Genomic DNA, 13,851 nt, shown 5'->3' with positions numbered 1-13,851 from the left:
TCGCCACACGCAATCGCGCGAGCATCCTCACTGGGAGGCACCCATGAGCCAGCCCCTGCTGGAGGCCACCGGCCTGCTGCGCACGGTGCCCGTGGGCGGCTTCCTGTCCCGCGAGCGCCGCACCCTCCTCAACCACGTCTCCTTCACGCTGGAGCGCGGTGAAATCGTCGCGCTGGTGGGCGAGTCCGGCAGCGGCAAGTCCACGCTGGCCCGCGTGCTGGCCCGCCTGGACACGCCTGACGCGGGCACCCTGCGGCTGGGCGGCGAGGACGTGCTCGCGCAGGAGCGCGGCGGCGCGTCGCTCGCCTACCGCGGCCGGGTGCAGATGGTGTTCCAGGACCCCTTCGCCTCGCTCAACCCCGTCCACACCGTGGCCCACCACCTGGAGCGCCCGCTGCTGCGCCACGGCCGGGCCACGCGCGCCGACGTGAAGGCGCGCATCCACGCCCTGCTCGAATCGGTGGGCCTCACGCCCGCGGACCAGATGGCCCAACGCCATCCGCACGAGCTCTCCGGAGGCCAGCGCCAGCGCGTGGCCGTGGCGCGCGCGCTGGCGGTGGAGCCGGACGTCATCATCGCGGACGAGCCCACCTCCATGCTGGACGTGTCCACGCGCCGGGGCGTGCTCCAGCTCCTGCGCGGCCTGACGCGTGAGCGCGGCATCGGCATCCTCTTCATCACACACGACCTCGCCAGCGCCCGGCATCTGGCCGACCGCGTCCTCGTCCTCTACGCGGGCAGCGTCGTGGAGTCGGGCCGGACGGCCGACGTGCTCGCGGCGCCTCGGCACCCGTACACGCGCCTGCTCCTGTCCGCCGTGCCGGATGGCGCGGACTTCCTGAACACCCCGCTCCCCGTGCGTCCGGCGACCGGCCCGATGCCCGTGGGCGGTTGCCCCTTCGCGCCCCGCTGTCCCCACGCGGACGCGCGCTGCCACGACACCGTTCCCCCGTCTCACGTCCATCCCGCGGACCACACGGTCCGCTGCCATTTCGAATCCCCGAAAGGAGCCTCCGACAATGCGGCAGTTCCCCAATGACTTCCTGTGGGGTGTGGCCACCTCCGCCTTCCAGATTGAGGGTGCCACCCACGCAGATGGGCGCGGTGAGTCCATCTGGGACCGCTTCGCCGCCACGCCGGGCAAAATCAGCGACGGCTCGGACGGCAAGGTCGCCTGCGACCACTACCACCGCTGGCGCGAAGACGTGGCGCTGATGCGCTGGCTGGGCGTGAAGTCCTACCGCTTCTCCGTCGCCTGGCCCCGCGTGATTCCCACCGGGCGCGGCGCCGTGAATGCCGCGGGCCTCGACTTCTATTCGCGGCTGGTGGACGGGCTGCTCGAGGCGGGCATCGAGCCCTTCGTCACGCTCTACCACTGGGACATGCCGCAGGTGCTCCAGGACCTGGGCGGCTGGCCGAACCGCGACACCGCGAGCGCCTTCGTCGAATACGCCGACGTGATGAGCCGCAAGCTCGGCGACCGCGTGTCGCGCTGGATTACCCACAACGAGCCCTGGTGCATCAGCTTCCTGGGCTACTGCAACGGCGAGCACGCCCCCGGTCACAAGAACTGGGGCGAGATGCTGGCCACCGCGCACCACCTGCTGCTGTCTCATGGCCAGGCGGTGCCCGTCATCCGCGCCAACGTGAAGAACGCGTCGGTGGGCATCACCCTCAACCTGTCGCCCGCCGAGCCCGCGTCCCCCAGCGCCGAGGACGCCGAGGCCTGCCGCCGTCATGACGGCAGCTTCAACCGCTGGTACCTCGACCCGCTCTACGGCCGTGGCTACCCGACGGACGTCGTGGAGGACTACGTGAAGGATGGCCACCTCGCCTCGTCCACGCTGCCCTTCGTGCGCGACGGCGACATGGAGACCATCGCCGTCCCCACCGACTTCCTGGGCATCAATTACTACTCGCGCGCCATCATGCGCAGCGACCGCATCCCCGAGTCCAAGAACGCGCCGCGCACCGTGCACCCGGAGCCGGAGCGCACCGACATGGACTGGGAGGTGTACGCCCCCGCCCTCACGCGCCTGCTCCAGCACCTGCACACGCACTACCAGCCCGGCCCCCTCTACATCACGGAGAACGGCTGCGCCTACGCCACCGGCCCCAGTGAGGACGGCAAGGTGCATGACGAGAAGCGCGTGGCGTACCTGCGCTCGCACCTGGAGGCGTCGCTGGAGGCCATCCACCAGGGCGTGCCGCTGGCGGGCTACTTCGCCTGGTCCCTGATGGACAACTTCGAGTGGGCCTTCGGGTACCAGAAGCGCTTCGGCATGGTCTACGTGGACTACGACTCGCAGCGCCGCATCCCGAAGGACAGCGCCCACCTCTACAAGGCCCTGGTCGAGAAGAACGGGCTGGACGTGGAGCTCGCAGCGTGAATTCGCTCGCCCTCATCACCAGCCTCGCGGTCGCGCTGACGCAGGTGCCGCCGCCCGTCGGGCCGGAGACAGCGGTTCCTCCCGCCCAGTCACCCACGGTGGCGGGCCCCAGCCCCACCGAACCCACCGCCACCGAGCCCGTCACCGACAAGCCCCTGGTGCCGGAGACGCCGCCGCCCCCCGCCGACGCGCCGGTGGTGAGGGTGCCGCCCGTCAACGTCAACGCGGAGGCCCAGGCCGTCCGCGTCTACCGCGACGAGCGCGGCTTCAAGCTCCAGGTCAACGGCCGGGACTTCCCCATCTTCGGCATGAACTGGGGCTACACGCCCATTGGCGAGAACTACCGGTACTCGCTGTGGACGCAGAAGGAGGACTTCATCCGCGCGGTGCTGCACCGCGAGATGACGCTCCTGCGCGACATGGGCGTCAACGCCATCCGGCAGTTCGACGACATCCCGCCGCAGTGGGTGACGTACATCCACAAGAACTACGGCATCTACACCGTGGTGAACCCGCTGATGGGCCGCTACGGCACCAACGTGGACGGCGTCATGGTGCCGAACACGGACTACTCCAACCCCAACCACCGCCGGGCGCTGCTCAACGACCTGGCGCAGAAGGTGGAGAAGTACCGGGACGTGCCCGGCGTGCTGATGTGGATGCTGGGCAACGAGAACAACTACGGCCTGCACTGGACCAGCTTCGAAATCGAGGCGCTGCCCGGTCAGGAGGACACCGCCCGCGCCGAGCACCTGTATTCGATGATGGGCGAGGCCGTCCGCCTCATCAAGCAGCGCGACACGCTGCACCCCGTCTCCATCGCCAACGGTGACCTGCAGTACATCGACCTCATCGCGCGATTGATGCCGGAGCTGGACATCCTGGGCTCCAACGTCTACCGCGGCCCGTCCGCGCGCGACCTGTTCGACGAGGTGCTGCGCAAGCTGAACAAGCCCGTCATGTTCACCGAGTTCGGCGCGGACGCCTACGACGCCAAGGCGGGCCGCGAGGACCACCTGGCGCAGGCCGAGTACCTGCGCAAGCAGTGGGAGGAGATCTACTCCCAGGCCTACGGACAGGGCCGCGCGCAGAACGCGCTGGGCGGCTTCGTGTTCCAGTGGGTGGACGGCTGGTGGAAGTACAACCAGGAGGCCAACCTCTCCATCCACGACACCACCGCGTCCTGGCCCAACGCCGGCTACCCGTCCGACTACGTGCCCGGCCAGAACAACATGAACGAGGAGTGGTTCGGCATCTGCGCGCTGGGGCCGGAGGACGAAGCCGGCATCGCCCGCATCCAACCGCGCACGGCCTACTACGTGCTCCAGGCGGCCTTCCGCATGGACCCGTACGCCTCCACGACGAACCCCGACACCATCCGCGAGCACTTCGCTTCCATCCGCCCCACGGAGATGTCGCGCGGCTACGAGTCCTCCATCGCCCTGGCCCGCGCGGATGAGCTGAGCGCGGTGCGCGTCTCCAACCTGCGGCTGCTGATGGACAGCTCCCTGTCGCGCGGCAGCATCGCCACGGTGCGGCCCAACCAGGTGTCGGTGGACCACACGGAGTCCGTCTTCTTCGACCTGGCGCTCCAGCCGACCTCCGGCGTGTACGGGCGCGCGTCGTTCAACGTCGTGGGCAACGTGGCGCAGAACCGCCTCAACAACATCTTCTACGAGAACCGCGGCATCCCCTCCGCGCCCGGCTCGGCCGGCAATCCGGCCGTGGGTGGACAGGCACCGGTGCCCGGCGTCGGCGGCATCCCCGGCCAGCAGCAGCAACCGCTGGGCCTGGACCGGCTCGCGCTGTACCAGGCCGAGTTCAAGCTCGACCGCGCGGACTTCCAGTTGGAGGGCTTCTACCGCACCGCCCACTTCCACTGGGGCGAGGAGGGCGACTTCTTCGGCCTGTACCGCGAGGCGAACTACGGCCCCGCGCTGGACATCTACAAGGGCAACGCGCCCTTCGGCGTCGTCTTCACCGGCAAGAATGGCCTGGAGGGCCTCAAGGTCGCCCTGGGCCCCGAGCTGTACTGGGGCGCCAACCCGTCCATCGTCGCCAAGTACCGCCGCGACGTGGGCCCCGTCACCCTGACGCTGATGCACCAGGAGGACATCGCCCGCGGCGCCACCCAGCTCACCGCCTCCGTCATCCGCGAGCGCGTGGCCCGCAGGTCCACGCTGTCGCTCGGCTGGACGAAGGGCCCCATGTCCCTGGAGGTCGGCGGCATCCTCGCGGCCCCGCAGCGCGTGGGCGAGGAATTCACCTGGTCGCGGCCCACCAATGGCCCCAGCTACCTCAACAGCGGCTACGAGGTGATGCGGGACGAAGTCCAGATGCTCGACACGTTGGGCGCCAAGGCGCGGCTCACCTACGACCTGGGCGCGGTGCGCACGTTCCTCCAGGGCTCCTACCGCGGCCTCGTGGCGGACGGCGGTCCGGAGCAGGGCATCCTGCTGACGGGCTGGAGCCTGCGCGAGAGCGGCCGTGGCAACCACTTCGGTGGACAGGCGGGCGCCGTCATCCAGGTCGGCAGCTCGTTCCAGGTGTCCCCCAACCTGCTGTACCAGAAGCCCCTCATCGGGCCGAACCCGACCATCCAGGACGGGTACGACGCGGAGACGGGCCGGTACTTCGCCGGCGTGCGTCCGCGCAACGTGCTGGTGGATGCCTTCACCGTGCTCGACAACCGCGAGACGCTGGGCGCCGAGCTGCTGCTCACCTTCGACCCCACGCCCGGAACCTGGTTCTGGCAGTGGGACCGCGACATGCGCGAGGACGCGCCCTTCGCGGCGGGCCTGGACATCGTGTACCGGCGGCAGCCGACGTCTCGCGACGCGGGCATCGCCATCCTCGCGGACGGCAGCATGGTGGCCTTCGGCAACGCGCCCATCGCCCGTGACGAGTGGGAGGCCACGCTGCGCGTCGTCACCAACCCGATGTCGCGGCTGAAGATCTTCGGCGCCGCCTTCGCGGGCAGCAACCAGTCCTCGGGTGAAGACTCACGGCAGGTGAAACGCTTCGGCGTGGACGCCTCCGTGCTGTGGGACACGGTGATGCTGACGACGCAGCTCCACTTCAACAACTGGGGTCCGTACGACTACCACCGCGTCTTCAACCTCACCTATCCCATCCAGCTCGGCGGAGACCTGTCCTACGGCCTCAAGCGCCCGGTCATGGGCATGGTGACGACGCGCTTCGGCGTGCGCGGGCTGGTGCGCATGCTGGACCAGTACTCGGAAGGCCTCAGCACCATGGCCATCGCGGACGGACTCGAAGGCCGTGAATTCGAAATGGGCGCCTATGCCATCCTGTCTCTCTAGTGGAGGACGTATGAAGACGTGGCTCCTGCTGGCCTGCGCCGGGGCTGTCACCGGTTGCTACGACCCCGCCAGCTTCGTGTATGGCGAATCCTTGGACGGGCTCACGCTCCAGCTCTACAGCCCGGACGTCGGCATCTACCCCGACACGTCCGTGCTGGATGACCCGAACAACCCCTTCCGCAGCAGCGCGCTGGGCGCGGAGACGAAGTGGGACATCCAGGCCCAGGCGGGCAGCGTGGCCGCGTTCTACTCGTGGGCCACCGTGCTCGCGAGGGAGCCTGGAGGCGAGGCCCAGTTCTACGTGGGCAGCAACCTGCTCGGCATCTACCAGAACGGCACGGCCCGGCAGGAGGACCTGCCCCAGGTCCGGCTGCAAGCCATTCGCGCGTACCAGAACATGCTCGACCTGTTCCCGACCGCGGTGACGTACGACGCCACCGGCACCTACGCCTACGACCTGGCGACGCCCGCCTACAAGGGCATCGTCGAGATGGGCGGGATGGTGCAGGGCGGCTGGGTGCTGATGCAGACAGCCAACGGCACGGAAAGGGCGGTGCGGCCATGAAGCGCGCGGGACTCGCGATGTGCATGTTCCTGGCGGCGGGCTGCCGTCCCGACCCGGGTGTGCCGGACTACTCGGACCAGGGCTATGACAGGCCCGACTCGGGCGTGGACCCCGACAACGAGGTGCTCCCCGGCCCCTTCCCGTTCGAGGCAGGGCAGCGGCGGCTCGCCGTGGGCTTCTACGAGGGAGGCCGCTCCGAGGACGTGGCGGTGGATGGCGTCAACACGCACATCTATCTCTACGAAGGCACCCTCACGCTGGAGCCCTCCAGCACGCGCGTCGAAGGACGCCAGTCCGAGCTGGTGGTCCACGCGGGCAAGGCGTGGCTGGGCTTCGGCGTGCACTGGAACACGCCGCGCAACCTGGACGGCTGGAAGACGCTGCACGTGAGCCTCAACTCCGCCGACCCGGGCTTCTCCAGCGTGGTCATCGCCATGAGCGACGATGCGACCGTCGAGCTGCCCGCGGCGCGGTATGGCTACGTGAATGACGGGCAGTGGCACCACCTGGCCATCCCCCTGGCGGACTTCGCCGCGGGCGGGGTGCAGCTCAGCGCGGTGCGGGCGCCGTTCGTCTTCCTCGCCGGTGCTGGCGCGGCCGCGGACACGCTGCTGCTCGACAACGTCTACTTCACCGCGGACTGACACCGTCCCCGCCGCGTGGCCGCGCACGGCGGCCCGCGGCGGTGGAGGTCCGGCTAGGACGCGGGGTGTATCCAAGCTCGGAGCACCCGCGCCGGGCGTGATTGTCGTCACATACCTGATACACAGGTTTCCCGAGGCTATCAGACCGTCATGCTATCCAAGGATTTCACCCTTGGAGGCACTCATGACGTTTCGAGGTCTTGCACTCGCATGTTTCACCGCCATCGCGGCGCCGGGCTGTTCCAACACGGAGTCTGAGTCCGCGCAGGACATCGGCACCCACACCGCGGAGGCGACGACCGCCACGCGCATCTACGCCAGCGAGGGCGCGCTCGATTTGAGCTTCGAGACGCTGGGCACGTTCGAGGAGCGTGACGGCGTCCGCGCGCTCGTCCTGCGCGCCACGGCGAACCGCTACCTGCAGCACGTGTTCAGCTTCGTTCCGGATGACGCGTTCGGCACGTCGACCATCATCAGCGAGCGCCGCTTCGAGGTCGTGCTCAAGGAAGGGTACGAGCTGAACACGGTGCTCTCCGGCCTGCCGCTCTTCATCACCGTCAACACCTTCACGGGCGTGCCGAACCAGTACACCGCGCGCATCGTGGTGGCGCCGCGCTTCTTTGACTTCCGTGGCGCCAGCGGCATCTTCGTGGAGACGGACGTCAACCCCGTCTGGGCGAGCTCCGGTGATAACGCCCTCGTCTACCGGGGCTACGCGAACGCCGCGGCCAGCTCGTTCACGGTGACGGCGCCGGACGGCATCCCGCAGGTGACGTCCGCGGGCGCGGGCCGGTTCGTGCTCGACTGGCGCTACCCCAGCGTGCAGCAGGCCATGGACCCGCACACCGTGCCGCTGGTCTTCGACGCGGCCCTCCACGGGGGCGGCATGGCGCGTAAGACGGCCCGGCTGGTCGCGCGCGTCACCGAGCTGGCGCTCACGTCCGGCGACGCCTACGAGACCTGGCCGAGCCAGCCGTGCCTGCCCTCCGTGCACGCCTGCATCACCTCGCAGCCGCAGGGCGCGTCGGACTTCTCCGCGTGTGGCACCTACCGGCAGGTGTCGCGCTGCATGTACGCGGGCGTCTGCGAAGGCGGCGCGACCACGCCCCTGGCGCTCACGGCCATTGACTCCACCGTCCTGGAGCCCGAGCGCCTCCAGTGGAACTCCACCTCCACGGGCATGAGCTGGCACCACCTGGAGCCCGTGGATGCGTACAGCATCCCGGAGTGCCCCACCGAGCCGAAGACGATTCAGTCCGTCATGGCGAAGCTGGGCACGCAGTACCCCGCGCTCTCGCAGCCGTCCGAGGGCAGCTACATTGGCCGTGCGGACCTGGCGCAGGTGCTGTTCTTCAGCCCGTGGCGGGACGGCGACGCGCTGCTGGCCGCGATGGATGTCTTTGCCGGCGGCGGTGAGGTCCAGGCCTGGACCACGACGTACCCCATCTCCTGCCACAACTGCACGGACAACAAGGCGTGGGTGGTGCTGTTCTATCCCGCGAGCGGCAAGGTCCTCGTGCTCGAGGGCAACTACGGCTACGACAGCTAGTCAGGCTTTCACTTTCCGCCAGGACATCGTACCGAGGTCCTGGCGGAGAGATGACGTTCATTTGAAAAGCATTCCAAGACAACCACGCCAATCAGTTGCAGCACCCGCGAAGGCTCCCCAGACTGACACGCCAACGTCCCCCCCAGGGACGTCCGTGCCCGCAATCAAACCCTTGGGAGAAACCATGCGACTGCATCGCCTTGGATTGGCGTGTGTTTCAATGTGCATTGTCTTGACGGGTTGTGCCGAAGATGAAGCCGGCCCGCTTCATGACGAACAGGACCAACGAACCCCCGTCGACCAGAACGACTCCACCGGAGACGGGACCGACGCGGAGGAGCGCGACATCGCGGGGACCCGCACGGTGTTCGTCATGAACACCGAGCGCTTCTTCACCGCGGTGGGTGTCGCCGTCCGCGGCAAGGACATGTCCGCCAACCCTCCGGACATCCTCGTCCGCAGTGGCAGCACCTTCACGCGCATCAGGGGCGCCCCCTATGCGGGTGGATACCGGTTCCTCAACGTCCCGGAGGGGGAGTACTACCTGAAGACCGGCGCCACGACCTACGTCGTCACGGACGAGCGGCATGTGGAGATTGGCAGGAACCGGCTGGGCCGGGAGGACACCGTCTTCTCGGATCTGTACTCCAGCCCGCTGCACCTGAACCTCACGAACCTGGCCCCGTGGAACGCCAGCAACCCGTACCCGAACAACTCGCGGCTGCAGCTCACCTCGGCCGAGGTGGAATTCTTCGGGGAGGCGAACATCTTCGACACCGTCCCCAACGGTGAAACGAGCCTGAACACCCAGAACGCCTCCTTCGACAGCTTCGTAGGGGAAATCCCTGTCTTCGAGGCGGCGAAGGGCGACAGGATGTATGTGAATCAACTCACAGCCGTCAATCAGGGGTACCTGCCCTCGGGCCAACTCCTGACGGCGAGCACCATCGTGCGGAGCCTGGAAGTGCCTGCTTTTGACTTCGCCCCTGACGGGATGACGCCTCTGTCCATCAGCGGCGCCATGCAGGAAGTCCCGCTGTCGAACGTCTCACTGGAGTGGCGGCTGGGCACGTACACGCCGCTCGCCTCGGCCGTTCACCCGGCCGCGGAACCTCGCGCCGCCTCCATCTACATCGACGCCTCGGCCCATGGCCCCGAGGAAGGCTGGGTGGGTTATGCGGGGGAGGTGTTCTTCGCCTCGCTGCCGCAGCGCGCGTCGTTCACCCTGGCGCAGAACCTGACCTACGGAAATCCGTTCCCCTCCCACTGGAGGCTGGTCGGCACCGTCTACCACTCGTACACCACCGCGGAGGCCCTGCCGGGCGTGGGGGGACCGCCCCGTACGCTCAGAGGCGGCATCTCCACCGTGGACTACCTGGAGGACCTGGTCTCCAGCCCCATCACCCCGACGCTGACGCCGCCGCGAAGCCTGGCCATTGATGGTATCGCCGCGACCTCGCAGCGGGTGGTGGGCAACTCCAGTCCTGTCATCTCCTGGCAGCCTCCCGCGAACGGCGCGCCCACCGCCTACCGGGTGCAAATCCAACGCTTCTACCCCGAATATCAAAACCTGTTGCCGCACGGCGCCTTCTACGTCGCGGGCACCACGACGGACGTGCGGCTGCCCCCCGGATTCCTCACGCCGGGTTCCGTCTACTTCATGAAGGTGGCGGCCATCGACAGCCCTCACTACGAAGTGACACGCGAGCCGTTCTCCTCGTACGAAAAGCTGCCCAGCACCCAGGCCGAGGCCATCAGCTCCTTCTTCTCCACGCCGTAACCCCGCACAGCCCCCGTCCCCGGCGACGAATGCATCACCGGGGATGGGAGGCGCGCGGTGGGACACGCAAAATCATTGGTGGAGAGATACACCTCATTTGAAAAGCATTTCCCAAGGGCTGCCGCAACCGGGTTGCGGCCTGCACATGACTTCCCCAATATCTTGAGCCAACGTCCCCCCAGGGACGTCCGTGCCAGCAATCAACCCTTGGAAAATATCATGCGACTGCATCGCCTTGGATTGGCGTGTGTCTCGATGTGTGCCGTTTTGACGGGCTGCGCCGATGAGGGTCTCGACACCCTTCACGACGCACAGGACCAGCGAACCCCCGTCAACCAGAACGACTCCACCCCTTCAGAAGACGTGGCGCCCGCGGAGGAACGCGACATCGCGGGCACCAGCACGGTGTTTGTCATGAACACCATGCGATACTTCACCTCGGTGGGCGTCGCCGTCCGGGGCCGGGACATGTCGGACAACCCTCCGGAAATCCTCGTCCCCAATGGAAACACCTTCACGCGTATCACGGGGACACCGTACGGAGGCGGCTACCGTTTCCTCAACGTCCCCGAGCGTGAGTACTATTTGAAGTCGTGGCATACCTACATCGTCACGGATGAGCGCCACGTGGAGTTGGGCTCGAATCGCCTGGGGCGGGCGGATACCGTCCGCACCGACTACTTCGAAACCCCGCTGGAGCTCGACCTCACGAACCTGGCGCCGTGGCGTCAGGGCGGGACGTACGCCCAGAACTCTCGCCTGCACTTCGTTTCAGGCAATCTGGGTGTCGCGGGCGCAGCCACCCTCTACGACCTCGTCGCGCAGGGAGCGACGAGCATGAGCACCACCAACGCGGAGATGTATCATTACGCGGGGGACACCCTCCCTGTCTTCGAAGCAGCGAAGGGAGACGAACTGTATGTGACGCAACTCTCCGGGGTCTCGCAGGGGATGATGGCGAATGGTCAGGCCCTGACCGCCGCCACCATCGTGCGGAGTCTGGAGTTCCCCGCCCTGGACTTCACCGCCAACGGCGCGACGCCCCTCATCATCAATGGGGCCATGCAGGAAGTCCCCCTGTCCAACGTCTCACTCGAGTGGCGTCTGGGCGCCTATGCGGCCCACGCCTCGGCCGTCCACCCCAACGCGGCGCCGCGCACGCCCACGTTCTCCATTGAGGTTTCGGCCCATGGTCCCGACGAAGGCTGGGTGGGCTATTCAGGTGAAGTCTTCACCGCCCAACTCCCGCAGGGCGCGTCCTTCACCCTGGCGCAGAACCTGAAGTACGGGAACCCGTATCCGTCCCACTGGCGCCTGCTTGGCTCGGCCAACTACACGTACAGCACCGCGGAAGTGCTGCCTGTCATCGGGGGGGCCCCGCGCTCCATGAGCGGCGCCATCTCCGTGACCGACTACCTGGACAACCTGGTCATCAGCCCCATCGCCCCGACGTTGACGCCGCCGCGCAGCCTGGCCATCGACGGCATTCCGGCGACGTCTCAGCGCGTGGTGGGCAACTCCAGCCCTGTCATCTCCTGGCAGCCGCCCGCGAACGGTGCCCCCACCGCGTATCGGGTTGACCTCATCTCGCACACCAGCACTCATTCGGGGATTATCAAGGGGACCTTCTACCTGTCGGGCACGGAGTCCGAGGTGCGGATCCCTGCGGGAACCCTGGAGTCCGGCACCGTCTACAACGTGCGGGTGGTGGCGATCGACGGCCCCAACGCAGAGGTCACGCGCGAGCCGCACCGGTCGTATGACTCGCTGCCCATGACCACTGCGTCCGCGATCACCTCCTTCTTCAACACGCCGTAACAGAACAGCCATCCGCTCCTGGCGGAGTGTCCGCGCCAGGAGCGGGTTGGCTCCGTCAGGCTTCAGGCCCAGGTCCTGACAAAGAGATACCCTTCATTTAAGAAGTACCCTCCCCACAAGAAGATGAGAGGTTGCAGAAGCAACCTGGCTGTCAGACTATCCGCGCGGGCCGGCAACACCGCAGTACCCCGTACGGAAACACCATGCGAATGCATCGCCTTGGGTTGGCGTGTGTCTCGATGTCTGTCGTTCTCTCTGGCTGCGCCGATGGCGAACCGAAAAACGGTGAGTCATTGCAAGACAACCAGGGACCCGTGAGTGTGAGCGAAACCTCCGGCAGTCACGAAGTCGACGGACCGGACGCAGTGCTCGTCACCCACACTGAGCGGTTCCACACTTCCGTGGGCATCGCCATCCGCAGCCTGGATTTGTCGTCCAATCCCCCCGAACTCCTCGTGCGCACGAGCAGCGGATTCACCCAGTTCACCGGGGCTCCGCACGCGGGGGGGTATCGCTTCCTGGGCGTCCCCCAGGGGGAGTTCTACCTGAAGCGAGGGAGCAGCTTCGTCGTCACCGATGAACGACACGTGGAGGTGGGACAGAATTTCCGGGGACGGGAAGACACCGTCTTCTCATCCGCCTTCGACGCGGAAATGGCCGTGAACCTCACGAACGTCGCGCCTTGGGAGGACCCCGACGGGAGCTTCCTGGGCAGTCGACTCCAACTCGTCTCCGGGCAACTCGACTTCGTGGCGGAGACGTATCTCTGGAGCGCCACGACCCCCGGCATGACACACCTGAATGGCTATGGCCTTGCCTACAACCTGTCGAACACCTTCCCGACCTTCGACGGCTTGAAGCAGGATGGCCTGTATGTGAACCAGTTCTCGAGCTTCCAGGGGGCCCAGCTCCCGACGGGAGCCCCCCTGGTTGGCGAAACCATCTCCCGGAGCCTGGAGCTGCCCTTCTTCGACTTCGACCCGGGCATCTCGTCGGTCTTCACCCTCAGCGGCGCCATGCAGTCCGTCCCCTCGGAGAGCTTCTCCCTGGAGTGGCGGATGGGGAGCTACCCCGCGCAGGCCCTGGCCATCCACCCGAATGCGACGGCCCGCGCCCCCAGCTTCACCATCAGTCCCGCGCCGCACAGCCCGGCGTCATCCTCGGTGGGCTACGCGGGGGAGGTCCTCAACTTCACGCTGCCCGCGGGAGCGAACTTCACCCTGACGGACCAGTTGGCGTACGGCAATCCCTACCCCGCTTCGTGGCAGATGGTGGGTAGCGCCCATTATCCGTTCTCCCTCTCCGAGACCGCGCCTGGTGCCAGCCGTGCGCGGACCCGAAGCGGCGCCATTGCGAGCTGGGACACCCTGGACAACCTGGTCGCCAGCCCCATCGAGCCCAAGCTGACGCCAGCCGGCGCCCTGGCCATCGACGGCATCGCCGCGACGACGCAGCGACAGGTGAGCAACAGCAGCCCCATCATCACCTGGACGCCGCCTGTGACGGGGGCCCCCAATGCCTATCGGGTGCTCCTCAATCGCTACAATGTCAGCAATGCCTCGCTGTGGATCCAGAACCAGTTCTACCTGCCGGGCACGGCCTCGGAGCTGCGCCTTCCCGCGGGTGTGCTGGCGCCCGGCGCCGTCTACGCATTGACGGTGACGGCCATCGACAGTCCCAACTCGGACGTGACGCGTGAGCCGTTCACCGTGGTCGAGCAGTTGCCCCTCCACATGGCGGACACCCTCAGCTCGTTCTTCACCACGCCGTAAACAACGCACT

At 67.3% G+C, this 13,851-nt stretch carries 9 protein-coding genes; all 9 read left to right on the top strand.

The window, feature by feature from the left end:
* Positions 1 to 43: 43 nt before the first annotated feature.
* The 9 genes from A176_RS01615 to A176_RS01575 all read left to right on the top strand — a co-directional run bounded on the left by A176_RS01615 (position 44) and on the right by A176_RS01575 (position 13,841).
* Positions 44 to 1,039, top strand: coding sequence for an ABC transporter ATP-binding protein (locus A176_RS01615; protein ID WP_002633225.1), 996 nt, complete (start codon positions 44 to 46; stop codon positions 1,037 to 1,039).
* A complete protein-coding gene (locus A176_RS01610) occupies positions 1,020 to 2,390 on the top strand; it encodes a GH1 family beta-glucosidase (protein WP_002633226.1) in 1,371 nt (456 codons plus the stop codon). The genes A176_RS01615 and A176_RS01610 overlap by 20 nt, the downstream gene beginning before the upstream one ends.
* Positions 2,387 to 5,713, top strand: coding sequence for a glycoside hydrolase family 2 TIM barrel-domain containing protein (locus tag A176_RS01605; RefSeq protein WP_002633227.1), 3,327 nt, complete (start codon positions 2,387 to 2,389; stop codon positions 5,711 to 5,713). Before A176_RS01610 ends, A176_RS01605 begins: the two co-directional genes overlap by 4 nt.
* 10 nt (positions 5,714 to 5,723) lie before the next feature.
* Positions 5,724 to 6,278 carry a hypothetical protein gene (locus A176_RS01600; RefSeq protein WP_002633228.1) on the top strand — a complete coding sequence of 185 codons (555 nt, stop codon included), beginning with the start codon at positions 5,724 to 5,726 and terminating at the stop codon, positions 6,276 to 6,278.
* Entirely contained in the window at positions 6,275 to 6,922 is a 648-nt protein-coding gene (locus tag A176_RS01595) for a hypothetical protein (RefSeq protein WP_044890512.1), read from the top strand. Before A176_RS01600 ends, A176_RS01595 begins: the two co-directional genes overlap by 4 nt.
* Before the next feature lie 184 nt (positions 6,923 to 7,106).
* Entirely contained in the window at positions 7,107 to 8,471 is a 1,365-nt protein-coding gene (locus A176_RS01590; protein ID WP_002633229.1) for a hypothetical protein, read from the top strand.
* 232 nt (positions 8,472 to 8,703) lie between these two features.
* On the top strand, positions 8,704 to 10,251 hold the full coding sequence (locus A176_RS01585; protein WP_226994152.1) for a hypothetical protein: 1,548 nt from the start codon (positions 8,704 to 8,706) through the stop codon (positions 10,249 to 10,251).
* 219 nt (positions 10,252 to 10,470) lie between these two features.
* The gene (locus A176_RS01580; protein ID WP_021781422.1) at positions 10,471 to 12,069 is read left to right on the top strand and encodes a fibronectin type III domain-containing protein; all 1,599 of its coding nucleotides are present in this window, start codon (positions 10,471 to 10,473) and stop codon (positions 12,067 to 12,069) included.
* Positions 12,070 to 12,383: 314 nt separating this feature from the next.
* Positions 12,384 to 13,841 (top strand): hypothetical protein, encoded by a 1,458-nt coding sequence (locus tag A176_RS01575; RefSeq protein ID WP_226994151.1) that lies wholly within the window; start codon positions 12,384 to 12,386, stop codon positions 13,839 to 13,841.
* The last annotated feature ends 10 nt before the right edge of the window (positions 13,842 to 13,851 follow it).

The sequence above is a fragment of the Myxococcus hansupus genome (assembly GCF_000280925.3).
GTDB classification, from domain to species: domain Bacteria; phylum Myxococcota; class Myxococcia; order Myxococcales; family Myxococcaceae; genus Myxococcus; species Myxococcus hansupus.
This window is presented reverse-complemented; position numbering and strand designations above follow the sequence as displayed.